The 23,878-nt window shown below is 58.0% G+C and carries 18 protein-coding genes and 1 pseudogene; 9 read left to right on the top strand and 10 right to left on the bottom strand.

The window, feature by feature from the left end; all coding sequences use genetic code 11:
• Positions 1–266: 266 nt before the first annotated feature.
• From ACR0EZ_RS10440 to ACR0EZ_RS10430, 3 genes are all read right to left on the bottom strand, one after another.
• Entirely contained in the window at positions 267–995 is a 729-nt protein-coding gene (locus ACR0EZ_RS10440) for a DUF3299 domain-containing protein (RefSeq protein WP_480612728.1), read from the bottom strand.
• Positions 995–2,308 carry a metal-dependent hydrolase family protein gene (locus ACR0EZ_RS10435; RefSeq protein ID WP_480612726.1) on the bottom strand — a complete coding sequence of 438 codons (1,314 nt, stop codon included), beginning with the start codon at positions 2,306–2,308 and terminating at the stop codon, positions 995–997. The genes ACR0EZ_RS10440 and ACR0EZ_RS10435 overlap by 1 nt, the downstream gene beginning before the upstream one ends.
• A 244-nt stretch (positions 2,309–2,552) precedes the next feature.
• Complete coding sequence (locus ACR0EZ_RS10430; RefSeq protein WP_480612769.1) at positions 2,553–2,732, bottom strand: hypothetical protein; 180 nt, start codon at positions 2,730–2,732, stop codon at positions 2,553–2,555.
• Between ACR0EZ_RS10430 and ACR0EZ_RS10425 the strand changes: the two are divergent.
• A pseudogene (locus ACR0EZ_RS10425) lies at positions 2,676–3,320 on the top strand (IS6 family transposase). The gene ACR0EZ_RS10430 and the pseudogene ACR0EZ_RS10425 sit on opposite strands and share 57 nt — an antisense overlap.
• 275 nt (positions 3,321–3,595) lie before the next feature.
• Positions 3,596–5,419, top strand: a complete 1,824-nt coding sequence (locus ACR0EZ_RS10420; protein WP_480612724.1) for a caspase family protein — start codon at positions 3,596–3,598, stop codon at positions 5,417–5,419.
• Positions 5,420–5,440: 21 nt separating this feature from the next.
• Here ACR0EZ_RS10420 and ACR0EZ_RS10415 read toward each other — a convergent pair whose 3' ends face one another.
• Entirely contained in the window at positions 5,441–7,162 is a 1,722-nt protein-coding gene (locus tag ACR0EZ_RS10415) for a caspase family protein (RefSeq protein ID WP_480612722.1), read from the bottom strand.
• Positions 7,163–7,412: 250 nt separating this feature from the next.
• On the opposite strand from ACR0EZ_RS10415, the gene ACR0EZ_RS10410 reads away from it, so the two are divergent.
• The 3 genes from ACR0EZ_RS10410 to ACR0EZ_RS10400 are packed head-to-tail and all read left to right on the top strand — an operon-like array spanning position 7,413 to position 10,750.
• The gene (locus tag ACR0EZ_RS10410) at positions 7,413–8,066 is read left to right on the top strand and encodes a hypothetical protein (RefSeq protein ID WP_480612720.1); all 654 of its coding nucleotides are present in this window, start codon (positions 7,413–7,415) and stop codon (positions 8,064–8,066) included.
• Positions 8,067–8,116: 50 nt separating this feature from the next.
• On the top strand, positions 8,117–9,982 hold the full coding sequence (locus tag ACR0EZ_RS10405; protein ID WP_480612767.1) for a CHASE2 domain-containing protein: 1,866 nt from the start codon (positions 8,117–8,119) through the stop codon (positions 9,980–9,982).
• Between the two features lie 60 nt (positions 9,983–10,042).
• Positions 10,043–10,750, top strand: coding sequence for an IS6 family transposase (locus ACR0EZ_RS10400; RefSeq protein WP_480612718.1), 708 nt, complete (start codon positions 10,043–10,045; stop codon positions 10,748–10,750).
• Positions 10,751–11,030: 280 nt separating this feature from the next.
• Here ACR0EZ_RS10400 and ACR0EZ_RS10395 read toward each other — a convergent pair whose 3' ends face one another.
• From ACR0EZ_RS10395 to ACR0EZ_RS10370, 6 genes are read right to left on the bottom strand one after another with little or no spacing between them, the layout of a single operon-like run.
• Positions 11,031–12,077: an ABC transporter ATP-binding protein gene (locus tag ACR0EZ_RS10395; RefSeq protein ID WP_480612716.1), complete on the bottom strand. Its 1,047-nt coding sequence runs from the start codon at positions 12,075–12,077 to the stop codon at positions 11,031–11,033.
• Positions 12,077–13,324 (bottom strand): MGH1-like glycoside hydrolase domain-containing protein, encoded by a 1,248-nt coding sequence (locus ACR0EZ_RS10390; RefSeq protein WP_480612714.1) that lies wholly within the window; start codon positions 13,322–13,324, stop codon positions 12,077–12,079. The genes ACR0EZ_RS10395 and ACR0EZ_RS10390 overlap by 1 nt, the downstream gene beginning before the upstream one ends.
• Before the next feature lie 5 nt (positions 13,325–13,329).
• Entirely contained in the window at positions 13,330–14,538 is a 1,209-nt protein-coding gene (locus ACR0EZ_RS10385; protein ID WP_480612712.1) for a carbohydrate ABC transporter permease, read from the bottom strand.
• Positions 14,538–15,770, bottom strand: a complete 1,233-nt coding sequence (locus ACR0EZ_RS10380) for a carbohydrate ABC transporter permease (RefSeq protein ID WP_480612710.1) — start codon at positions 15,768–15,770, stop codon at positions 14,538–14,540. Before ACR0EZ_RS10380 ends, ACR0EZ_RS10385 begins: the two co-directional genes overlap by 1 nt.
• Positions 15,771–15,827: 57 nt before the next feature.
• On the bottom strand, positions 15,828–17,183 hold the full coding sequence (locus ACR0EZ_RS10375) for an ABC transporter substrate-binding protein (RefSeq protein WP_480612708.1): 1,356 nt from the start codon (positions 17,181–17,183) through the stop codon (positions 15,828–15,830).
• Between the two features lie 24 nt (positions 17,184–17,207).
• Complete coding sequence (locus ACR0EZ_RS10370) at positions 17,208–18,341, bottom strand: LacI family DNA-binding transcriptional regulator (protein WP_480612706.1); 1,134 nt, start codon at positions 18,339–18,341, stop codon at positions 17,208–17,210.
• A 270-nt stretch (positions 18,342–18,611) separates the two neighbouring features.
• Here ACR0EZ_RS10370 and ACR0EZ_RS10365 point away from each other — a divergent pair, with 270 nt between their 5' ends.
• The 4 genes from ACR0EZ_RS10365 to ACR0EZ_RS10350 all read left to right on the top strand — a co-directional run bounded on the left by ACR0EZ_RS10365 (position 18,612) and on the right by ACR0EZ_RS10350 (position 23,874).
• Entirely contained in the window at positions 18,612–20,192 is a 1,581-nt protein-coding gene (locus ACR0EZ_RS10365; RefSeq protein WP_480612705.1) for an ABC transporter substrate-binding protein, read from the top strand.
• 91 nt (positions 20,193–20,283) lie between these two features.
• On the top strand, positions 20,284–21,849 hold the full coding sequence (locus ACR0EZ_RS10360) for an ABC transporter substrate-binding protein (protein WP_480612703.1): 1,566 nt from the start codon (positions 20,284–20,286) through the stop codon (positions 21,847–21,849).
• A 100-nt stretch (positions 21,850–21,949) separates the two neighbouring features.
• Positions 21,950–22,927, top strand: a complete 978-nt coding sequence (locus ACR0EZ_RS10355) for an ABC transporter permease (RefSeq protein WP_480612701.1) — start codon at positions 21,950–21,952, stop codon at positions 22,925–22,927.
• A complete protein-coding gene (locus tag ACR0EZ_RS10350) occupies positions 22,924–23,874 on the top strand; it encodes an ABC transporter permease (RefSeq protein WP_480612699.1) in 951 nt (316 codons plus the stop codon). Before ACR0EZ_RS10355 ends, ACR0EZ_RS10350 begins: the two co-directional genes overlap by 4 nt.
• The last annotated feature ends 4 nt before the right edge of the window (positions 23,875–23,878 follow it).

The raw sequence follows: 23,878 nt of genomic DNA, 5'->3' as shown, positions 1-23,878 counted from the left end.
AAGCACAACCCAGAAAATGAGGAAGGTGCGACAGTGGCTTATTCATCGTCCATTCCTCAATGGCTATGAAGAGTGACAAACCCACCCTTAGCAAATTACCATACTTGGACCGACAGGCTCTGACGTCAGACACGTTTGGATACGTGCGATTGGCAAGTATTGACAGTTGCAAGACTCCAGCAGCCACGTGGCAAAGGAAGGTTTCTGATGCCGAGATTTACATCAATTGAGATCCGCATCGGACCTATGGCTGAAATCTTCCGAGGTCATGATGCCGTTCCTCGAGAGCATGGGCCGTCGCCGCTTTGCGAACTACCATCGAAAGCCTCCGGACGCTCCAAAGTCGCTGCGTTGAGCATCCATGTGGTTTCCATCTTTTGCATTCCGTCTGCAACAAAAACAGTTTGTGAACTTGGCTCAATCTGAAGCGGGCCAGTAACTTGCAGCCGTTCATATAGGCGAACCGTGTTTTCACCCTCAGGCAAACGCAGGCGTAAAAGCTGGTTGGGTGGTGGTGGCGGTAAGTGGCTACACATGCCTAGCTGCGGCACCAGATAAGCCATTTGTGTTCCGTCCGCGTTCGGCGGCGCTGGTATCGCGAAACCGGTTATCGACACCTGCCGTCCATTGAGACCGGGATTGCCCGATTTTGCGGCGCGCTCTCGTTTGTCAGCCACGACAAAACGCTGCGAAATGTACCAGTCAATATCCACACCCGCCGCATCGAGAGTTGCTTCGGCCTCTGCCAAGCGGGATTTGGCCAGTTCCAGTTTTTCCGGGTCAGTTATACCATTCTTCAGCAGTTCGCGAACGCGCACCACAACCTGCAAGTTCACGAGATCAATGGCACCAAGTTTCTTGAATGGATCCTCAAAGGTCTGGGCCGACGGGTCGACTAGGTCGCTCCAACTGACAACACGAGGGTTCGCGGCCACGGAAGTCACCACAAGCAAACCCAATATCCCAACCACAAGCAGCCGCATGATGACGCTCATCAGTTCTCAAGCGTGTTTTTGTAGATGACCCCATCCTTCATAATAATCAGAAAGTTCTCTTCCGGTTCGACCAGAAGATTGATGTCCTCGACTGGGTCACCGTCGACGAGGATCAAATCAGCATATGCCCCAGCCTTAATCACCCCAAGCGGGCCTTCCTGGTACGGGTTTCGCGGTCCTGACATCTCGACCAGCTTTGCGGTGTTGTACGTGGCCTGTTGCAAGACTTCTGCCCCAGACCACCAGCGACCACGGCGTTCGAACTCAAGGTTCTGCATTGCCAAGAGCTCTGGGGCTCCGAACAGGTCCACGCCAAAAGCAATCGGAAGGTCGTATTTTTTGATCAACGCAACGTAGTTTTCGACGTTGTCGCGCAGCGGCGCGCCCTTTTCGATGGTAGCAGGATCGCCCGCGGCCAACATTTCCTCATCCGGTGTGAAGATTAGAAACTGCGGGTTGAGAACGGCCCCAGCATCGCGAATGGCGCGAATGGTCTCTTCCTCGAATATCATGTTGCCGTGATCGATGCTCTTTACTCCGCCCTCTAATGACCTGATGACGGATTCATCTGTGTAGGCGTGAACGATGACATAGGTGTTCCAGTCTTCAGCAGCCTCCACTGCGGCACGGATTTCTTCGGGACTGTAATGGGTTGTGTCCAATGGATCGTAAGGGGTTGAGTTACCGCCACCCAGGCTGATCTTTACCTGAGTGGCCCCAAGGCGCAGCACCTCACGGGTGGCTGCCCGCACTTCAGGCACTCCGTCAGCAATGAACGCCCACTCGCGCTCAAAAGCCGTACGTTCAATACGCTGTCGGTGGTGGGTGTCGTTATATAGGCGGAAGTCGAAGTGCCCAGATGTCTGACCTATCCAATGCCCGGAACTAAAGATACGCGGTCCGGGCACGATACCCTCGTCAATGGCCTTGGCGATGCCATAGGACGGACCACCTGCATCGCGCAGCGTCGTAAAGCCCCGCATCAACATAAGTTCAGCTTCCCGCGTGACGAGAGCCCCGGTGTATGTCCAGTGAAGGTTGTACGCCAATGCCAGAGGATTGGACGGCAACATGATGTGGTTGTGGCCGTCGATGAGTCCCGGGATCAAAGTCCTTCCTTGACCGTCAATGACCACGGCACCATTGGTTTCAATCGGATCGGTCGAAACCCTCGCAATCAGATTGCCTTCGACAAGAACATGGGCATTTTCGATCACTGCTGCGTTTTCGCTGTCAAAAACATCGACATTGACAAACAGGGTTCGTTGCAGGTCTTCTTGTGCGATTGCTCCGAATGCCAACAAGAACAGCATTGCAGCGGAGAGAATTGCTCGTATTGAGACCATAGTAATTGTTTAACCCATTCGAAGATGTTGGAGTTCAAGCCAGCATTGCGTCTGACTTGTTTTTAGTCAATGTAGCGGCTTGTATTGGCACACCAATTTGGTGCCGTGGCTCGGCATTTCGGGTTCTCAACTCCGCATTGTTTCCCCCTGAGGGCTACCTCAATTCGACACAAGTTGCTGTGAAAACTGGCGTTAAGCCGGGCGTGGTGCTTTAAAGGGCCTTTTCAGAAGAACTTTGCGTGAGCGGGGCAGGGCGGTTGCGTAGCTTTTGCTCATGACCAGACCTGCCTCTTTCAAGTGCTTTAAATCCATTCCTGAGATCATCTGCCTTGCAATGATGCTGTTCATCCGTTTCCCGCTCTCGCTTAGGAATGTCGAAGATCTGCTGCATGAGCGAGGCATCGACGTGAGCCACGAAACTGTCCGATATTGTTAGAACAGGTTTTGCCCGATGTTTGCTGCTGAGATCAGACGGAAGCGTGTCCAGCAGCTGCGCGCGTTTTCCAGATGGAAGTGGCACTTGGACGAGGTTTTCGTGAAGGTGAATGGCCAACGGCATTATCTTTGGCGGGCTGTTGATCACGAAGGCGAGGTGCTGGAAGCCGTTGTCACCAAACGCCGAAACAAAGTTGCAGCATTGAAATTCTTCAAGAAATTTATGAAGCGACACGGTAAAGCGGAAAACGTTATCAGGGATCGCTTCGCATCGTATCGGGCCGCTCTCAGAGAGTTTGGTGCTACCAAAAACAGCAGACGGGCAGGTGGCTCAACAACCGCGTCGAGAATTTGCACCTGCCGTTCCAACGACGCGACCGCGCGATACAACGGTTCAGGCGCATGCGAATTTTACAGAAATTCGCCTCTGTCCATTCCTCGATACAACCACTTCAACCAGGAAAGATCTCTCACCAGCCGAGACACCTTCAAGCTGACGCGCACCGCGGCTCGCGCCGAGTGGCGCCAACTTGGCGCGGGATAAAGGGCAGCGCCACTGGCCTAACCGAGACAAGTTCGAATTCGTCTCACAACACCTGAGCCCCAGCCCTGGTCGAGACTGGTTCGAATTCACCTGACCGTACCCAACGAAAAGAAGCGGCTCATCAATCAAGACCTTCGATCTCGTGACATGAAGCTCTCAGAGCAAAACGTTTCATTTGGCCTTTTATCGTGAAACAACAGTTGCTCCGTTAGAAAACGACCGGGTTTATGCTAACATCGCTGTAATTATCGGTGCTAATCCCTGAGTGGTTGTTCATGTTCCTCAAATTTTGTCTACGATTCAAAACTTGGCGTCTGCTGTTTTTTTTGGTTTTTGCGACCTCCGCGAATTTGACCCAGGCTAAAGACAAACACGTGGCACTTGTGATTGGTAACTCCGCTTACCAACATGTCTCGAACTTGCGAAACCCGTCGAACGACGCCGAGGATTTATCCCAGTCTCTGAAGCGGATCGGGTTCGACGTCACCGAAGGGTTGAATCTTGACTACAATGGGATGCGCATTGCGTTGCGTGACTTCGCAGAGGCCGCGGCTACTGCGGATGTAGCTTTGATCTATTTTGCAGGTCATGGCATAGAAATCGAGAATACCAACTATCTGATACCCGTTAATGCAACGCTCAAAAGTGATCGCGATGTAGATTTTGAAACAATTCGACTGGATGCCATTGTCAATTCAATCTCAAACTCTCCCGGCCTAAAAATCGTCCTTGTCGACGCCTGCCGGAACAATCCGTTTCTGGCTCAGATGGCACGCGTTTCAGATACGCGATCAATCGGGCGTGGTCTGGCAGCGGTGGAACCGGGGGGTGTTGTCGTTGGCTACGCTGCCCGGGGCGGGACTTTGGCGCAGGATGGCGATGGCAGGAACAGCCCCTACGTGCAGGCCTTGTTGGAGCACATTGAGCAGCCGGGTCTGGAACTGGGCAAGATGTTCCGCAGGGTCAGAGACCGTGTATATGACCTGACCGAGGGGTTTCAGGAACCTTTCATCTACGGCTCGCTTCCCGGGGAAGACATTTACCTGGTGCCCCATGTTGAGCCCGTCGCGTTGCAGGTGCCGAAAAGTCAGGGTGCAGCTGCGCCGGTTCCTCAGCCGGTACCGGTAACACGCCAGGATGTAATGGCGGCCGCGATGAAAACCAACACAATGCGTGGTTGGGCACTGATGGCACAGAAGTACCGTGCCGCTTCGATAACCGAACCTGACGCCCTGAAGCGAATGGCCGAAATCACACCGAAGTGGTTGGCAAAGAGCGGGAAATTGAAAAGTCTGGAAGATGCTCTGGTGCCGGATCGTGATGTCAAAAAGCGCGTTCAGGAAAGTCTCAACAACGCTGGTTTTGACGTTGGCGCAGCCGATGGTGCTTTCGGGCCCAAGACCCGGTCCGGCCTCCGGGCCCTTCAGGCAGCGAATGGGCTAGAACAGACCGGTTTTGTCGACCCCGCCGTTTTGGCCATATTGAGGCTGAGATCGCAGCAAGAGGACAACGAGACTTTCATTAGCAACCCGTTCGCAGTAAGTCAGAAAGTAAGCGAACTGGAGTTGCTAGGAGAATCCGAAGAAACAACGGAGATACTGCGGTGCTTGGGATTGCGGCGGAGCGTTTATGGCAAATTTCGCGGCAGCTTATACGTGATTATGACGTATTGGGGTAATCTCCAAAATGCGCGAAGCGAGGCTCAGAAGTGCGGTGTTGATCTGGCGTCGATCACATCTGCTGAAGAAAATGCTTTCATCGTCAAAATGATGGCAAATGACCCGGCATTCTTTGAAATCGCATACGATAGCAGAACCAACTACAGCTTCAAATCAGGACCCTATTTTGGTTTCAGAAAGGATCCGAAAGAAGGTGACGCCGTCATCGGCTGGCGTTGGTACAGTGGAGAACCAGTGGCTTACACAAACTGGTTGCCTTCTAAGCCGAACAAGACCCACGGTCATGGCAAAAAGGCTTTCGCGCAATTTGCGTATCAGAAGCGTGGGCGTCGGGATCTAAGCAAAGCTATACCTTCGGAATGGTTTGATGGTAATGGCAACCATGCGCATTCAGTTGTACTCGAAGGCCGTCTGAACTGATGCGCCGGAATCAAAACTGCGCTATCTGCTGACCGAGATCGTACATTTCGACCAATCCGAGCCAACAAACTTGTTTGGAACATCTGCGGGCTCAAAAAAATAGGATTGTCGGCTGCCATTTGTCGTCACATGCGTAAGTGACAGTACCCGGTCAGACAGTCGCGCGCCTATTGCCCGCTTGAAAGCGCCGTTTTCATAAGCCAGCCTGCCGGAATAGACCCCATCGCCATCGTGTTTAAGCTGTATCCGCCTGAGATTGAAACCCCCGGCCTCGCCTGGACATGTGACTGTTCGAATCTTCCAGACGCCTTCCAGAAGTTTGGGCTCTTTTACGGCCCGCTTGAGGAACGAGCACTCGGCAGTCGGTTGAGCGCGCAGAACGTTCAGTGTTCGCGCATCGTCCAGCGCAGCCCCTTTTTCGAGTTCCGAAAGCAACGACGCGGCGAGATCATAAGCATTTCGCGTTTGGGCACCTATCACGCCGTCAGGGTCACCGGCTCCGCAGCTCATGCGGTTGAGCTCTTCCTGAACCGAGCGGACCACCAGGGCCGTTGGCATCGCGGCGTCGTCGAATTCGACCAGTGCAATCTTTCGCAGCTTGTAGGATTTCGCGATGCAAGTCGGATCGCTGCCGCATTCATCCCGCGACAGACGCCAATTCCTTTGTTCCACAAGGGCCTGCCCCCGTGCCGCGCCGCTTCGAACAGCATCCAGTCGTCTTTGAAACAGTTCTGATACTTCGCTGTCTCGTTTGAGAAGATCAGGATCGCGGCATATAAGAGACTGGGTTTCGTTCTTGGGGCTATTGCACCATTTCGGCAAGTCGGCAGGCGGCAAGGTCTGAGCAGTGTTTTCACGGTAGCGATCTGCAATCGACAACGCCAGCGCGGCATAGGCCGTGTCGGGATAAGTCTTGGCAAACGCCTCCAGAGCATCCGGTGACGTGCTGTCGCGAAAATCATCCCAGGCTGCTTCGGCTTCTTCGTCAGGTGACCGAGGATTGATTGCGGTTTGTTCGATTGCGACTGCAGGCTGCGGAACGGGCGGGGACACGAGATAGATGTCATGCCCCGGCAACGATCCGTAGGTAAATGGTTCCTGATAGCCATCGGTCAAATCAAACACTGTATCCCGGACCTTGCGGAACATCTTACCCAGTTCCAGACCGGGTTCTTCGATATGGCTTAGTAGTGCTTGCGCATAGGGGCTGTTTCGACCGTCTCCGTCCAGCGCCAACGTGCCGCTGCGCGCCGCATAGCCCACCAAAACACCGCTTGGGTCTATCCGCGCCAGCCCATGGCCAATGGACCGGGTGGAAGAGGTGCGGGCCATGTTCGGCACGAACGGGTTGTTGCGGCATGCATCGATCAGGATGATCTTCAGCCCATCGCCGCCGGAAACCGAGCCAATCAGCGTGTCCAGCCGGATCGCTTCCAGTTCTATGTCCCGGTCACTCTGCAACTCGGCGTCGATTGGAATGAGGTAATTGGTGTTGTCGATTTCAATGCCATGACCTGCGAAGTAGACTACGACCACCTTGGCGTCAGCCGCGGCTTCTGCAAAATCGCGGATCGCTATACGCATATCCCGAAAGCTCAAGTCCAGACCGCGGGTGACTTCGAAGCCTATGCGCTCTAGCGCGTCAGCCAGATCGCGACTGTCATTCTTTGTATTGGGCAAACTGGAAACACGTTCATAGCCGGAATTGCCGATCACCAGCGCGACACGCGCGTCTTCGGCCATTGTCGCTGCCGGGACAGCTAAGAAACACGCCAAAACAAAAGCCCGAATAAGCAAAATGATGTTCTGAAAACCTAAAATCATACAAGAGAACCCGAACCAGCACAGTCAAACATCGCATACCGTACCACATCTTACCGCGCTTTTCGATACGCGGACGACGTGGCTCGGAAACTGGACTCAATCCTGAATCCGACCTAAGCTGACGTCACAAATGGTCTTCTGTTAATCAGTTTGTTTCGCGAGGCATTGTGTGTCGTGCATTGATCTTTCCAAAAACGCCCTGTTTGCTTTTTTGATCCTGATGGCAATGCCGGGCGTCAAGCTGGCGGCTGCCGATGAGAGTGACGCAGCCGACGGCACCGACGAGATCGTGTTTGTCCCCCCTAAGATGGGAACTCCGAAAGATCGGATGGGCGCGGGTACGCGGGGCACTTCCGTGGATGGCGAAGACGGCGTGCTTTTGCTGCTGGCGCCGGAAGACGGTGGCCTGACGACCCTGTCGTCTCCGCCCTTGATCTGGCATTTAAAGTCCGGGCACCGAGGTGATCTGGTGTTCGCCCTGAACCCTGCTGGCGCTCCTGGCGGCGAGCTGCTGATCAATGGGCCGTTTCCGCCGGGATATTATGGGGTGGATTTAGGTCGGCTTCAGCAACACCTGGAAACAGGCAGGATTTATGAATGGCAGATTCTGCTTTTGAACAGCAAGACGAGCACGGTGAGCGAACGGTCGATGCGTCTTGTCGAACGCGTTCCGGAGAGTTTGAGTTCCGGGAATCCGTCCGCGGACGGGTTGTGGTTTGATGCGCTGTCCCCACTGGTTGACATCAGCCTGAGTGGCCGTGTCAGACCTGTGAACACTGATCAGTTTGAACAACTCTTGCAGTCTGCCGGGGTGGCTTATTGAAATCGAAGCGCCGAAAGCAAGCTGGCACTCTGGCCACGCCGCTTTTGCCGATGTGGCAGCGTTGGCTTCTGGTCGTTTCGATTACTCTGATCGTAGGAGCTTCCATAACTTTGCTGCGCAACAAAGGGGCGTTAGAGCCGCTTGAGCTTGCGCAATACGATTGGACCACATCTGCAATTTCCGAAAAAACGCAGGCGGAAGACGTTCATCTTGTTGCAATATCCGATCAGGATCTGAGCAAATGGGGTTGGCCAGTTCCGGACGCCCAGCTTGCCAAGCTAATCGAGAATTTGCTGGCGGCTGGCGCGGCGGCGGTCGGGGTGGACATCTACAGGGATGTTTCAGCCGGTTCCGGCCGCGAAGACCTGCTTGATGTTCTGCGTGATCCCAAAGTTGTTGTGATCTCGAAACTGCCGGATGAAAGCGGTGCGGGCATTGCTGCCCCGCCAGGGGTGAGAACCGGGTTTGCCGATATACCCATCGACCCCGATGGGGTGGCCCGGCGCGCGTTGCTGCTGGTCAGTGATGCGCAAGGATTGTCACTGTCGCTGCCCATGCAATTGGCGGCGGAGTTTTCTGGTCGTCCGGCGCTGCAAGCGGATCCCGAAAACCCGAGCTATCTTATGTTTGGTAGTACGGTGGTGCCTCCGTTGACGGCCGGGTCAAACCTATTTCGAAGTGCTGATACGTCCGGTTACCAAATCATCATAGACTACCAGAACGCGTTGCCGATCACGCACCGGATTCCCGCTGCAGATGTTCTGGCCGGGCAAGGCATGCAGCGCATCAGAAACAAAGTTGCGATCATCGGGCTAACCAGCCAATCCGTTAAGGATTACTTTCAAATCCCGCTCAAACGCGCGTCAGGTGCGAGTTTTGCTTACGGGGCCGAAATACACGCGGCCATTTTTCAGCAACTGGTCGACTATGGGAATGACCGTCTTTTGCCGTTGCGCTCGCTGAGCAGTTCATCTGCCTCATTTATGATCTTCGCCTGCGTCTTTGCAGGCTCTTGTATTGCGATGTTCGTACGGGTCACGGCCCCCTCCTTAGCGATAGCGGTGTTCGGGGGAGGGGCGCTGCTAATCGCGCTGTCGTTGTTCCAGAAAAATGCCGTGCTGATGCCTGTTGTGCCGTCCGTGTTGGGGTGGCTTTTGGGGTTCTTGTTTGCGTTCGCGGTCATCGCGGGTATTTCGCGAAACCAAAGGCGCGCAATCGTGCGGATTTTCTCGTCTCACTTGTCGGACGAATTGTCTGCTGAGATATGGCAACAGAGGAAAAGCCTGTTGTCCGGGGGCAAACCAAAGTCGCGCCGATTGTTTGTTACGGCCCTGCTTGCCGATATCGAAGGCTCTACGCGTATTGGCAACTCGATGGATGCCGAGGACTTCATGGCCTGGGTTTCGCGCATTCTGGACCAATTGGGTGAAGTCGCCCGCAAACATGGCGGGTTCGTCGAGAAGTACACCGGGGACGGCATCCTTGTGATCTTTGGAGCGCCCGTGCCCAGCACCACTGAAGAGCAGAGACAGCGGGACGCCCTTTCGGCCCTGCAATGTGCCCAGGATATGCGCGCGATTGCGCTGGAACTGAACCGCGGAATGGACGGGAGCCCAGGCTACGGGTTGCGAATTGCCCTGAACAGCGGCGAAGCCTGGGGGGGCACATTGGGTGTAAGCGGCTCTCTTCGGTACAACGTCATCGGTGACACGATTAATGTTACCGCCCGGCTGGAGAACTGGATAAAAACACTTGATAAGAACACGGATGGCAGTCGACCTGTTTGCATGTCAAAGGTGACCGCGCGGATCGTAGACCCTCGCAAAAACTGGCCCGTCCATTCCAGTTTTGTTCATGATGATGGTGTCACCAGGATCGAAGTCGTCAACGTGGATCAGACAGGTTTTGAGCGTTGAACAGGTCTTGTCAGAAGAACTTGGGTTGAGGCGGTCAGGGTGCCCTCGTAGCCTTCGCGCATGATCAAACAATCGCTATTCAAGTACTTCAAGACCAGTCCAGAGGTCATTCGTCTGGCAGTCATGCTGTACGTTTGGTTCCCTCTATCTCTGCGAAACGTGGAAGACCTGTTGCACCAAAGGGGAATTGAGGTGAGCCACCAGACTGTTCGATATTGGTGGAACAGGTTTGGCCTGATGTTTGCTGCTGAGATCCGAAGAAAGTGTGTTCAGCAACTTCGAGCCTTTTCAAAATGGAAGTGGCATGTGGACGAGGTTTTCGTGAAGGTGAGTGGCAAGTGGCATTATCTTTGGCGAGCTGTTGATCATGAGGGCGAAGTGCTGGAAGCAGTTGTCAGCAAGCGCAGAACCAAAGCTGCAGCATTGAAATTTCTCAAGAAATTGATGAAGCGGCATGGTTGCGCCGAAGAGATCGTTACCGACCGTTTTGCATCCTACAAGGCTGTGCTCAGAGAATTGGGCGCGCTCGAAAAACAACAGACGGGAAGGTGGCTCAACAACGGTGTCGAGAATTCGCACCTGTCGTTTCGACAACGCGAACGCGTAATGCAACGTTTCAGGCGCATGCGCAGTTTACAGAAATTCGCGTCCGTCCATTCCTCCGTCTACAACCACTTCAATCAGGAAAGATCCCTCACCAGCCGAGACTCCTTCAAGCTGACACGCACCGCCGCTCTCGCCGAGTGGCGTCAACTTTGTTCCGAATAGGTTCACGGTTTCTGCGGCAAACTGAGACTGGTTAGAATTCCTCTGACAGCACCAAGAGGACAGGGTGAGGCCGATCAAGGCGGAGTCCTAGAAGACACTTGCGGGTCACCGAAAACAGTGCGGGAAAAAGGATGACCGACAGGGTTTGGCACAACACCCATCAGCCATCACTTAGGCTTTGTTCGTTCCCATAAAGCCCCGGCGCTTCAAGCCCGGTGCAAGTCCGAAAGCCGACGGGCCCGAAGCGGGTTGCTCCGGCCCCGTAGCGACGGTTTTGGGATCAGAGCGCCTGACCCTCCCCATCGAAGAAGTGCAGCTTTTCGGGGGCGAAGCGCAGGCCGATTTTGGTTCCGGGCTTCAGGTCAGTATCGCCATTTATGCGCACGGTGACCTTTTCTTCGCCGCCGCAATCCACGATCAGGAATGTGTCTGCGCCAAGGTATTCGATGACCTCGATCGTGCCGTCGCTTTGGCCTTCGCCGGGCGCGACCGGGGTGATGTGTTCCGGGCGGATGCCCAGTTTGGTTGCCTCGCCCGCCCGGTCCAATGCGCCGCTGCCGCCGTTTTCCAGATGGTAGTGACCGTTGCGCGTGGTGCAGGGCAGGATGTTCATTTTCGGGCTGCCGATGAACTGGGCCACGAACAGGTTGGCCGGGCGCTCGTACAGCTCGCGCGGTGTGCCGACCTGTGCGATTTTGCCGTATTCCAGAACCACGATCCGGTCGGCGAGGGTCATGGCCTCGACCTGATCATGCGTCACATAGATCATCGTGCGCTTGAGGTTTTGATGCAGTTTCGCGATCTCGTAGCGCATCTCGACCCGCAGGGCGGCATCGAGGTTTGATAGCGGTTCGTCGAACAGAAATGCGGTCGGGTCGCGGACGATCGAGCGCCCGATGGCGACCCTCTGGCGTTGTCCGCCGGACAGGTCCTTGGGGCGGCGCTCCAGAAACGGTCCGAGCTTCAGGACATCCGCAGCGCGGTTGACCTGCTCTTCGATCTCGGCTTTCGGGACGCCTGCGACTTTCAGCGAAAAGCCCATATTCTCGGCCACGGTCAGGTGCGGGTACAGGGCGTAGGATTGAAACACCATGGTCAGTCCGCGTTTCGAGGGCGGATGATCGGTTACGTCATTGCCGTTGATCAGCAACTCCCCGCGCGAGATGTCTTCGAGCCCGCCGATCATGCGCAGCAATGTGGATTTGCCACAGCCCGAGGGGCCGACGAAGACGACGAACTCACCTTCTTCGATCTGCAGGTCGATACCCTTGATCACCTGCGCGCTGCCGAACCATTTTTCGACGGATTTCAGTGCGATACTGCCCATCAGTTCCTCCCTGCCCAGTGCAGCCAGACAGCGGCCGTCCAGGTGAATGCGTTGCCGCCAGCGGGGCTGCCGGTCATGGGGTCAAAATATTCGGCAAAGCCGAAGGTCGAGATCAGCTCGGCGGTCTTGCTGCGCAGCTGCGCGGCCTCGTCACCGTGGCCCATATCTTCCAGCCCGAAGCCGATCATCATGTTCATGATCGCCCAGGTCGGCCCGCGCCAGTAGCGGCGGGCGTCGAAACCGGGCATGCCGGGGTCATAGCTGGGGATCGGGTGCGGGACATTTGCCAGAGTGGTCCGCACCCGATCCAGCATCTTGTCGGATTCAACGCCCGCGAACCAGCACATGTAGGACGCGTTCGACAGGGTGCCGGACCATTCGCCGCTATGCGCATCGCGGGAATCGAACGCATTCAGCGTGTCGTTCCATAGCGAGTGCGCCCCCGCCTCCAGCCGTCTGATGTCGGCTTCCAGCCCTTCTGCCGCTAGTCCGAGTGCAGTACTGATCGCCAGCAGATCCCGTGCCGCGCGTAGGGTGGTGAATGTCATTGTCGGGTCGGCCACGCGGAAAGGGTTGAGGGTCAGCAGTTCCTGCTGATCCCACCCGGCGTTGCGACCGATCTGGACCAGCTTGATGTAGCGGTCATAATCGAACTTGGTCGGGCGATCCTCGCTGTTCACATGGGTGGTATCGCGGCGCTGGTATTCACCGACGCCCGAGGCATCCATCCGCGCCATCGTTTGATCCCAGTCCGGCGCATTGTCGCGGCCCGCTTCCCAGGGGTGCGTGGTGCAGACGGCATTCCGGTCGTCCAGACGCCACTTCATGATCCACCGGTGCCAGGCCAGCATCGCGGGGAACAGGGCGCGGATGCGCGCCTCGCCCGCCTTGGGGTCTTTCTCCCAGATTTTCCGCGCCATCGTGGCGGCAATCGGGGGCTGGATGATGCCCGAGGACGGGATGGGGCCGTTGCAGCCCCAGACATCCGGGCCGGGAAAATAGCCGTCATCTTGCTGGTGAAACAGGATATGCGGCACCATGCCGTCATCCCATTGGCCCGAGAACAGGGTTTCCAGTTCGACCCAGGCGCGGTCGATGTCAAACTCGGCAAAGCCAAGTGCCGCAATCGCGCTGTCCCAGTTCCATTGATAAGGGTACAGTCCTTCGGTCGGGATGGTGTAGCCGCCGCGGTCATTGGCGATCAGGATATTGCGCGCCTCGCGGTCGGGGTTTGTATGTTGGTTCATCTCGGTCATCCTTTGACGGACCCCGCAGTCAGGCCCTTGGTCATGAAACGTTCAAGCCCCAGGAACAGCGCCATGATCGGGACGGTGGCGATCACCGCACCGGCCATCAGGTGTTGACGGGGAATCTCCGAGGAGTTCAGCATCGTGACCCCTCGGGTAAGTGTGAATTTCGACGGGTCGTCCAGCAGCATGAAGGCCAGCAGGAACTCGTTCCAGGCGATCATGAAGACATAGAGCGAGACCGATGCCAGCGCCGGCAGGCTGAGCGGCAGGGTGATCTTCCAGATCACTGAAATGCGCGACAGGCCGTCCATCAGGCCCGCTTCCTCGACTTCGGTCGGCAAGCCCCGGAAATAGCCCTGCAGCATGTACAGCGAAACCGGGATTGTCGTGACCGGGTAGATCAGCACGATGCCGAGGATCGAGTTGCGCAGGCCGGTCATCGAGAAGGCGATATAGATCGGCAGCGCCAGCACGATCATCGGCACCATGTAGATCAGCAGGATCGAGCGCGAGAACGCCTTTTGCCCTTTGAACCGGAACCGTGCCACGGCGTAGGCGCCGGGAACGCTGAACAGCAGGGTGATGAACACGGTCAGGACCGAAACGTAGAACGAGGTCCATAGGTAAGTGCCGAAATTGAAGTCGCGGAACAGTTCGGTGTAGCTGCGGAACAGGGCGGTGCCTTGTGACAGGTCAACCGAGAAATCCAGCGGGTTCTGCAGCAGCGCCTGTTGCGATTTCAGGCTGGTCATCACCATGACGTAGAACGGGATGATGACGATGGCGGTGAAGAAGATATAGCCGAAGCCAGTGCAGAAGCGGATCACCACGTCCTCGAACTCGTGCCGGGTCAGCTCGCCGAAAGGAACCTCTTTCAGGATCTCGGCCATCGACAGATGCATCACGATGGCGATCGCAATCACGGTGATCAGGGTCGCCTGCAGCGTGGTGTCCGAGCCGATCAGAACCGGGCCGAACCCGGTCAGACAGGACAAGCCCAGCAGAGCCGAAACACCCAGCCGGGCGGCGGCCTGACGGGTCGGGAACCGGACATAGGCCAGGCCCGCGACCGCACCCCAGATCAGGCTCAGCAGAACCTGCGGGCGGAAAGCGGCACCCGTGGCAAAGGACATGGTGATCGCGATGGTGGTGGCGATCACCACCAGCCAGAGCGCACCCAGAACCGGGCCGGTGACAAAACCATTGCGCATCACAATCCCTCCTCTCGGCTGATGAAACGGAAGAAGACGAAGCTGAAGGCGATCAGGCACATCAGGATGACAACGGCCACCGCCGCGCCCGCCCCGATGTTCGAGATCGCAAAGGCCTGCTCATAGACATTCACGGTCAGTGTGCGGGTGCCTGCATTGCCGCCGGTCAGCAGGAAGATGTCGTCGAACTTGTTGAAGGTCCAGATGAAGCGCAGCAGGAACAGCACCGACAGGATACCCAGCAGTTGCGGGATGCTCAGCAGCCAGAACTTCTGGAAGGGCGAGGCGCCGTCCATATCCGCTGCCTCGTACATGCTCGAGTCGATGGACTGCATCCGCGCAAGGATGAACAGGAAGGACAGCGGGAAATAACGCCAGATCTCGAACACGGTGACCATGATCAGCGCCAAAGGCCGCTCGCCGAAGAAGTTGATCGGATCATTGCTGAGACCCATCTGCACCAGCAGCGCGTTGGCTGAGCCCGAGAACGGATCGAACAGCGTGACCCATGTGAAGGCCACCGCAATAACCGGGGCGACATAGGGAAACAGGTAAAGGCCGCGGATAAAGCCCTGCCCGCGGAAGCTTTTGTTCAATAGCAGGGCGGCGAACAGGCCCATGACCAGTGCGCCGATGGTGCCGAACACCGTGTAAAACAGTGTGACCCAGAGAACGCCCCAGAACTCGGACCCGTCAAAGATGCGGGCGAAGTTCTCGAAGCTGAATTCGAAACTGGTCAGCACATTGGGACCGCTGCCGGTGGTGTCAGGTTCCGATCTTTCGATCAGGTCCTCGAAGGCGTCCGGGTCCCCGTCGATTGTAACGGGTATGCGGATGCGCTCGCGCTGTCCGCCTTCCAGCGTGCCGAAGTCGCAAAACAACGCCTGCCCGTCCAGTACGCAGGGCGCGGCGACCTCGGCGGGCGAGACCCCGTCGGGCAGCACGTCCGTCAGGGTTACGCCTTCAATGGCGATCTCCTGGCTGGAATTGCGCAGGCGGTATTCGATCCGCAGATCGTCGCCCGATCCGCGCAGGCTTTCGCGCACAACAGGCGCGGGTGGGCGCAGGTCGGACAGGGTGAAGGGCTTGAAGCTGATCCAGAGGATTGCCAGCAGGGGCAGGATCACCACAAGCGATACGCTGATAACGGTCGGAGCAAGCAGCGCCCAGGCCAATCGCGCCTCGCGTTTGGCAAGCGCCCCGGTTCCGGTCGGTGGGGTGGCCGAAGACATGGGATACCTCGAAGGGTTGGGTGCAGCGGCGTGACTGCCGCTGCGTGTGCCGAAAGGTTATTGGACCTTGGCGAGCTCTTCGTTCATGGCCGCAACGGCGGCGGCCGCGTCGATTTCATCGTCGATATACTGCCGGACCACGCGGTTGATGGCCTGAGAGTTGATCATTTTTGAGGCCAGCGCCAGCTGGCCCTCGGCCACGCCCCAGCGCTGCGCCACGTCCAGACCACCGACGATCTCGTCGATCATCGCCTGCTCGTACAACTCACCCAGCGGCGCCTTGCGGTCGACGCCCACGGGCAGTTCGGCCCAGGCTTCGGAAAACGCGGTCGGATTGTCGGCATTGCCGCGACGCACCGGGAATTTGCCCTCGGGCGCAATCGCCAGCGTCTGGGTATAGCCCTGATCCATGGCGTATTTCACGAACTCCATCGCCGCGTCGGTATCGGCGTCGTTGGTGATGCCGAAGTAACGGACATCGCCCCAGGCCGCGCCATCAGGGTTCGACGGGCCGGACAGTTTGGTCACGATGCCGGTCTTGCCCGCCAGATCGCGCGAGGTCGGGTCGTCATTGATGGTCGGCGGCGCGCTGTCGCGCAGACCGGCCAGTTCGTCCAGAATGAAGGGCGACCAGATGATCATTGCGGCCTTGCCGTCAAAATACAGCTCGCGCGACTGTTTCCAGAATAACTCACCCGGAGGCGAGGCTTTCGAGATCGCCTTGTAGAAATCCAGAACTTCGGTCGTTTTGGCTTCGTCCAGCGGCTGGAAGCCGTCGGGACCAACAGGCGAAACGCCATTGGCAAGGAAGACATGTTCCAGCACCTGGCTCATGAAGTTTTCGTCAACCTTGGTGGCTGAGACAAAGCCATACATCTCGGGCGGATTGTGCAGCTTTTCCAGCGCCGCCTGAATGTCGCCGAACGAGGACGGAGCGCCTAACCCGGCCTCATCGAACAGGTCCTTGCGGTAGACCACCATCTGGGTCCAGCCATCGACGGGGACCGAGGCGGTTTCGTCATTGAACGCGGCCATGGCCAAAGCGCCCGGCGCGAATGTGTCGGCGCCCAGTTCCTCGATCACTTCGCTGGCGGCTTCGGTGTCCAGAATACCGGCCTCGGCCCAGGGCAGGGCGTATTGCAGCGGGTGATAAACCACATCCGGCAGGTCTCCGGCGGCAAAGGCTGCGGTGGCGCGGGTACCCAGATCGGTTTCCGTGACCGGGATCACCTCGACCGTGGTGCCGGTTTCGGCCTTAAACTGGTCAGCCATCTCTTGCTGTTTGGCGAGGCGCTCGGGTTGTTCCTCGGTTGTCCAGAAGCGGATCGTGTCGGCCTGCACGGATAGCGCGGTCAGCGCCAGTGCAAGGGACGAGCCCATCATCAGCCGTGCGGCTGTGGGTGTCAGTTTCATCGGTTGTTTCCTCCCCGTTTGTGTTTAGTGGGTGTTTCGTAATTTCCGCGCCAAGCCTTCGGTGGTCAGCGCCGGCGGGCCGTCGCTGAGCCGTTCGATCAAAGTGGCGTCAGCCAGTTCCCGCAGCGTTCCGGCGGCTTCGCCCCGGATCTGGCGGATCAACAAGGTTGCCAGCCGGTGCCCGGCCTTGCGCGAGTCGACGCTGAAGGTGGTCAGCGGCGGTTTGGCATAAGCGCATTCGGGAATTCCGTCATAGCCGATGACCGAGATGTCCCGTCCAATCTCCAGCCCCTGTTCCGCAGCGACCGAGCAGAACCCGAGCGCAGCAAGATCGGTTGCAAAGACAATGGCGGTCGGCGGGCGGTCAAGCTGCAGCAACGCGCGCCCCTCGGCGGCCCCTTCTTCGCGGGTCCGGGCCCCGTTTCGGATAAGATCGGAATCGCAGGGCAGACCGGCGGCGGCCAGCCCTTCGACAAACCCGTCCTGACGCAGGTGGCTGTAATTGAACTTGGGGTCGCTGCCCACATAGGCGATCCGGCTGTGCCCATGATCGTCCAGCCGCTGCACGGCCTTGTGCATGGCGGTTTCACCCGAAATGTCGTACCACGAGATGTCGTCCTGCGACTCGTCGCGCCCATATCCTGTCCGGCCGAACAGGATGGACGGAACGTTCAGATCACGCAGCAGATTGGCCCGTGCATCTTCGACTGCGGTACGGGGCAGGATGAACCCGTCGGCCTTGTGCTCTTCGACCAGACGCCGCAGCACGGTCAGGGTGTCGGCTTCGGATTTTGCGGTCGAAATCGTCAAGGTCCAGTCGAATCCACTGGCGGCTTCACAGGCGCCGGCCAGGAATTCCTGCAGGAACGGGTTGTGCCCATCCGGCTCATCACTGTTGAGAACCATTGCGATGGCGCGTACCCGCCCGGTGCGGATCGCCTGCGCATGGCTCAAAGGGCGATAGCCCAGCTTGCGCGCGGCGGTTTCAACCCGCCTGCGTGTCACCTCGGAAATGTCCGGATACCCGTTAAGCGCGCGCGATACGGTGCTTTTGGACAGCCCCAGATGCTCGGCCAGTTCATTCAGCTTGACGCGGCCCGCCATCGCCGTGCGAGGGGCGGCCGATCCTATGCGAAGGGTATCCAGATTCGCTGTCATAGGATCAATTAGGAGTTCCGAAACCGGTTTCGGCAACTGAAAAGTTCAAAAAAGTTGCAGGACGGCTAATTTTTGATGGGAAAGGCTTATCCGGGCCAGGGGCAAGGCAGCCGGATCGCCGCAGGGGCTGATCCTGCGTCAACCGGACTTGGCGGGCAAATTATGCGGTTGAAAGTTTCAGTCTGATTTGGATGATCAGGGGCATGAAGACCGAACAACACGGTCTCCCGCCACGTGTGCGGGCAAAAACCAATAGGGGAGATATCCAAAATGAAACTGAAACACTTGCTGATCGCAGCCAGTGCAACGGCGCTGCTTGCCGGTAGCGCCTCGGCCGAGACGCTGCGCTGGGCGCGCGCGGGCGACTCGCTGACGCTGGACCCGCATGCGCAGAACGAAGGGCCGACCTCGACCCTGGCGCATCAGATCATGGAAACGCTGGTCATGCGCGACCATTCCGGCGCGCTGGTTCCGTCGCTGGCCACCGAATGGTCCCCCTCGGAAGACAACCCGAATGTCTGGGTGTTCAAACTGCGCGAAGGCGTGACGTTCCATGACGGGGCCGAGTTCGACAGCGAAGACGTCGTGTTCTCTCTGAACCGGGCGATGACACCGGATTCGGACTACAAGGAACTGCTGGCCTCGGTCAAAGATGTGCGCGCGACCGACAAATACACGATCGAGATCGAAACCGACGGCCCGAACCCGATCATGCCGAACAACCTGACCAACATGTTCATGATGGACAAAGGCTGGGCCGAGGCGAACAACGCGGTCAAGGTTCAGGACTATGAAGGGGGCGAGGATACTTTTGCGGCCAAGAACGCCAATGGCACTGGCCCCTACAAGGTGGTCAGCCGCGAGCCGGACGTGAAAACCGTACTGGCGGCGCATGAAAACTACTGGGGCAAGGATGAGTTCCCGCTGCAGGTGACCGAGATCGTCTACACCCCGATCCAGAACGCCGCGACCCGCGTGGCAGCCCTGCTGTCGGGTGAGGTGGACTTTATCCAGGACGTGCCGGTGCAGGACCTTGAACGTGTTGCCAGCGCAGATGGGCTGGATGTGCGCACCGCGCCGCAGAACCGGGTGATCTTCTTTGGCATGAACATGGGCGATGCGGATCTGGCCAATGACAATGTGGACGGCAAGAACCCCTTGTCTGATGTCCGCGTGCGTCAGGCCATGTCCAAGGCGATCAACCGCGATGCGATCAAACAGGTCGTGATGCGCGGCCAGTCGGCCCCGGCGGGCATGATCGCGCCGCCCTTCGTCAATGGTTGGGATGAGGGTATGGACAGCTCCTCGACCACCGATATCGAAGGGGCCAAGGCCCTGATGGCCGAGGCAGGCTATCCTGACGGCTTCACCATCCAGCTGGACTGCCCGAATGATCGCTACATCAACGATGAGGCGATCTGTCAGGCCGCTGTCGGCATGCTGGCGCAGATCGGGATCACCGTGAATCTGGACGCCAAGCCCAAGGCGCAGCACTTCCCGCTGATCAACAACCTTGAGACCGATTTCTACATGCTGGGCTGGGGTGTTCCGACCTATGATTCGGAATACATCTTCAACTTCCTGGCGCATACCAAGGGTGAGAAGTATGGCTCGTGGAACGGCACGCGCTACTCGAACCCTGATCTGGACGCCAAGATTCAGGCGCTGGCTTCGGAAACCGACCTGCCTGCGCGGGATCAGCAGATCGCGGAAATCTGGCAGGTTGTTCAGGACGAACAGCTTTACATCCCGATCCACCATCAGGTGCTGAACTGGGGGATGAAGTCGGATGTCGGCACTATTGTTGAGCCGGAAGATTCGCCGAAAATCAAATACTTCACCATGAACTAAGGTGAAAAACCGGAAACAGGGCGCGGTTTCGCGCCCTGTTTTGCTTTACGATATTCAAAACCGCCTGCGGGCCAATCAGGGAGTCGTCGCCATGATCCTCAGAAACAGTGCCATTGGTTTGGCCATGCTGGCCGCAAGCGCGGCACAGGCTGCCGAGTTCAAATGGGCCTCGACGACCGATCCGCAGACGATGGACCCGCACGCAGTGAACTCTGCCGCCGTTCTGGGTTTTCTCAACAATGTCTACGAGGGGCTCGTGCGCCGGGGCAAGGACATGCGCATAGAGCCTGCCCTGGCCGTAAGCTGGGAGCAGATCGGCGATGGCGAAGGCTGGCGGTTCAACCTGCGCGAAGGTGTCACCTTCCACGATGGCAGTACCTTTGACGCGCAGGACGTTCTGTTCAGCTATCAGCGTGCCTCGGACGAGGTGGCGGATACCCGCAGCTGGTTCGCGCCGATCAGCGAGGTGAAGGTGGTCGATGACTACACGGTCGATTTCTTGACCTCGGCCCCGAACCCGCTGTTCCCGTCCTCGATTGCCAACTGGATGATCATGGATCAGGGCTGGGCCGAAGCCAATGAGGCTACCCTGCCGGACAAGGAAACCGGCAACTACGCCACCCTCAACGCCAACGGCACCGGGGCTTTCCGGGTCACAGCGCGCGAGCCGGGTTTGCGCACTGTACTGGAACCTTTTGACGGTTGGTGGGATGAGGCCGCGCACAATATCACCCGGGCCGAGTTCACCCCGATCCAGAACCCCGCCACCGCCGTTGCCGCCTTGCTGTCCGGCGATGTGGACATGATCAACCCGGTACCCATTCAGGACGTGGCGCGGTTGCAGGGCAGTGATGACGTGGACGTCATTCAGGGCATCGAGGCGCGCGTGATCATGCTGGGCTTCGATCATCAGGCCGAGGCGCTGAAATACACCGACGATGCGGGAAAGCCGAACCCGTTTAGGGATGCCCGCGTGCGTCAGGCCATCGCCAAGGCCGTGAACGTCGACGCAATCCTTGCCACCATCATGCGCGGCAATGCCGAGGCTGCGTCGCAACTGGTCAGCCCGGTGATGAGCGGGTATTCGCGGGCCAATTCGGAACGGCCCGCCTTCGATATCGAAGCCGCAAAGGCGCTGCTGGCCGAGGCAGGGTATGCGGATGGGTTCTCATTCGGTCTGAAATGCCCCAATGACCGCTATCTGAACGATGAGGCGGTCTGTCAGGCCGTTGTCAGCATGCTGGCCCAGATCGGGGTCACGGCGGAACTCGACGCGATGCCCGTGCGCAACTACTGGCCGGAACTGCGCGAGGACAAGTACGACATGTATCTGTTGGGCTGGAGCCCTGGCACTTTTGACGCGGAGCACCCGGTGCGGTTCCTCGTGGCGACCCCGAACGAAGAAAAGAAACTGGGCAGCTGGAATTTCGGAGGTTTCTCGAACGCGCGGATCGACGAGCTGCTGCCGCTGATCCAGTCCGAACTGGATGCGGATAAACGGCAGGCCATGCTGGATGAGGTCGCCAAGATAATTCAGGACGAACAGGTCTATGTGCCGCTTTACGTCACGCCGCTGGTTTGGGGGAAGGGCAGCAATATCGATCTGACGCAACGCCCGGATGACTTTTTCATCCTGCGCTGGGTGACGGTCAACTGACGACCCCAGGTAACGGCCCCGGTTCCGGTTTCTTTTGCCAGCGGTGCCTTGACCATCTGCTGCGCCAGGGCTTAGACGGACCGATCAATGGGGAGAACGCATGTTCGCATTTATTGTCCGAAGGATGTTCCAGTCCGTGATCGTTTTGCTGGTCGTGGGTCTGGTTGCCTTTTCGATGTTCCGGTTTGTCGGCGATCCGATCGACAACATGCTGGGTCAGGAACGCACGCAGGCCGATATCGACAGGCTGAGAACCGAACTTGGCCTGGATCAGCCCTTTCCGGTTCAGTATTTCAAGTTCCTGCAGGGGGCCGTGCAGGGGAATTTCGGTGTCTCATACCGACAGGGCCGTCCGGTCTCGACGATCATAGCCGAACGCGCGCCCGCGACGCTGGAACTGGCCTTTGTGTCCGGGTTTCTGGCGATCACCATGGGCATCGCGCTGGGTGTGTTCACCGCGATCCGACGACAGGGGATCGCGGCCAATGTCATCATGACCGTCAGTCTGATCGGAGTATCGCTTCCGACCTTCCTGATCGGGATATTGCTGATCTACATCTTCTCGGTCGAACTGGATCTTCTGCCCAGTTTCGGCAGAGGGGAAACCGTGATGATAGGGGGGTGGTCAACCGGATTCCTGACCGCCTCGGGCCTTAAGGCCCTGATATTGCCCGCAATCACGCTGGGCCTGTATCAGATGACCCTGATCATGCGGCTGGTCCGTTCTGAGATGCTGGAAGTCTTACGCGCCGATTACGTCCGCTTTGCCCGCGCACGCGGGTTGTCGGACCGGGTGATCAATTTCCGGCACGCGCTGAAGAACACTCTGGTCCCGGTGATCACCATCACCGGTCTGCAACTGGGCTCGATCATCGCCTTTGCCATCATCACCGAGACGGTGTTTCAGTGGCCCGGCGTGGGCCTGCTGTTCATCAACGCGATTCAGTTCGTCGATATCCCCGTAATGGCCGCCTATCTGATGCTGATTTCGGTCATGTTCGTGGCGATCAACCTGATCGTGGATCTGCTTTACTATGCCATCGACCCGCGCCTGCGCGTCGACGCGAGGGCCACATGACCGATACGCCTGTAACCCCCAAAGCACCGGCCCAATCGCGCTTTGCGAAATTCTGGGACAGCGATTTCGCCTGGTCCTTCCGCCACTCTCCGGTGGCGGTGATCGCCACGCTGGTGGTTGTAGTCCTTGTGCTGGCGGCCATTTTTGCGCCGCTGATCGCGCCCTACAATCCGTTCGATCCGGCCACTTTGAACCTGATGAACGGCTTCACCCCGCCCGGCACACCCAACGCCTTTACGCAAGAGACGTTCCTGCTGGGCACCGACGATCAGGGCCGCGATGTGTTTTCGACCATCCTCTATGGCCTGCGCATTTCGCTGTTCGTGGGGTCGGCCGCGGTTCTGCTGGCGATGATCATCGGCGTGATCCTGGGGCTGGTCGCGGCCTATTTCGGCGGCTGGGTCGAAACGCTGATCATGCGCATTGCCGATGTGCAACTGACCTTCCCGGCCATTCTGGTCGCCATGCTGATCTTTGGCATCGCCAAGGGTGTCACGCCGCCGGAATACCGCAACGAGATGGCGATCTACGTGCTGATCGTCGCAATCGCCCTGTCCGACTGGGTGCAGTTCGCCCGTGTCGTACGTGGCGCGGCGCTGGTGGAAAAGAACAAGGAATATGTGCAGGCCGCGCGCCTGATCGGGCGCGGGTCGATCCCGATCATGTTCCGGCACATCCTGCCCAACGTCCTCAGCCCGGTTCTGGTGATCGCCACCATCTCGCTGGCGCTAGCGATCATTGCCGAAGCGACGCTGAGCTTTCTGGGCGTTGGCGCACCGCCGACGCAGCCCTCGCTGGGCACGCTCATTCGCATCGGGCAAGGGTTCCTGTTCTCGGGCGAATGGTGGATCCTGTTCTTCCCGGCCTGCACCCTTTTGGCGCTGGCCTTGTCGGTCAACCTGCTGGGCGATTGGCTGCGCGACGCTTTGAACCCCAAACTGCGGTGATTTT

This window comes from Ruegeria sp. AK4 (genome assembly GCF_056541025.1).
This window is presented reverse-complemented; position numbering and strand designations above follow the sequence as displayed.

What these genes read in the sequence shown, in the direction of transcription:
- ACR0EZ_RS10440 (WP_480612728.1), bottom strand. Translation starts at nt 995, where the DNA reads ATGAGCGTCATCATGCGGCTGCTTGTGGTTGGGATATTGGGTTTGCTT.
- ACR0EZ_RS10435 (WP_480612726.1), bottom strand. Translation starts at nt 2,308, where the DNA reads ATGCTGTTCTTGTTGGCATTCGGAGCAATCGCACAAGAAGACCTGCAA.
- ACR0EZ_RS10430 (WP_480612769.1), bottom strand. Translation starts at nt 2,732, where the DNA reads ATGCAGCAGATCTTCGACATTCCTAAGCGAGAGCGGGAAACGGATGAA.
- ACR0EZ_RS10420 (WP_480612724.1), top strand. Translation starts at nt 3,596, where the DNA reads ATGTTCCTCAAATTTTGTCTACGATTCAAAACTTGGCGTCTGCTGTTT.
- ACR0EZ_RS10415 (WP_480612722.1), bottom strand. Translation starts at nt 7,162, where the DNA reads ATGGCCGAAGACGCGCGTGTCGCGCTGGTGATCGGCAATTCCGGCTAT.
- ACR0EZ_RS10405 (WP_480612767.1), top strand. Translation starts at nt 8,117, where the DNA reads ATGTGGCAGCGTTGGCTTCTGGTCGTTTCGATTACTCTGATCGTAGGA.
- ACR0EZ_RS10400 (WP_480612718.1), top strand. Translation starts at nt 10,043, where the DNA reads ATGATCAAACAATCGCTATTCAAGTACTTCAAGACCAGTCCAGAGGTC.
- ACR0EZ_RS10395 (WP_480612716.1), bottom strand. Translation starts at nt 12,077, where the DNA reads ATGGGCAGTATCGCACTGAAATCCGTCGAAAAATGGTTCGGCAGCGCG.
- ACR0EZ_RS10390 (WP_480612714.1), bottom strand. Translation starts at nt 13,324, where the DNA reads ATGAACCAACATACAAACCCCGACCGCGAGGCGCGCAATATCCTGATC.
- ACR0EZ_RS10385 (WP_480612712.1), bottom strand. Translation starts at nt 14,538, where the DNA reads ATGCGCAATGGTTTTGTCACCGGCCCGGTTCTGGGTGCGCTCTGGCTG.
- ACR0EZ_RS10380 (WP_480612710.1), bottom strand. Translation starts at nt 15,770, where the DNA reads ATGTCTTCGGCCACCCCACCGACCGGAACCGGGGCGCTTGCCAAACGC.
- ACR0EZ_RS10375 (WP_480612708.1), bottom strand. Translation starts at nt 17,183, where the DNA reads ATGAAACTGACACCCACAGCCGCACGGCTGATGATGGGCTCGTCCCTT.
- ACR0EZ_RS10370 (WP_480612706.1), bottom strand. Translation starts at nt 18,341, where the DNA reads ATGACAGCGAATCTGGATACCCTTCGCATAGGATCGGCCGCCCCTCGC.
- ACR0EZ_RS10365 (WP_480612705.1), top strand. Translation starts at nt 18,612, where the DNA reads ATGAAACTGAAACACTTGCTGATCGCAGCCAGTGCAACGGCGCTGCTT.
- ACR0EZ_RS10360 (WP_480612703.1), top strand. Translation starts at nt 20,284, where the DNA reads ATGATCCTCAGAAACAGTGCCATTGGTTTGGCCATGCTGGCCGCAAGC.
- ACR0EZ_RS10355 (WP_480612701.1), top strand. Translation starts at nt 21,950, where the DNA reads ATGTTCGCATTTATTGTCCGAAGGATGTTCCAGTCCGTGATCGTTTTG.
- ACR0EZ_RS10350 (WP_480612699.1), top strand. Translation starts at nt 22,924, where the DNA reads ATGACCGATACGCCTGTAACCCCCAAAGCACCGGCCCAATCGCGCTTT.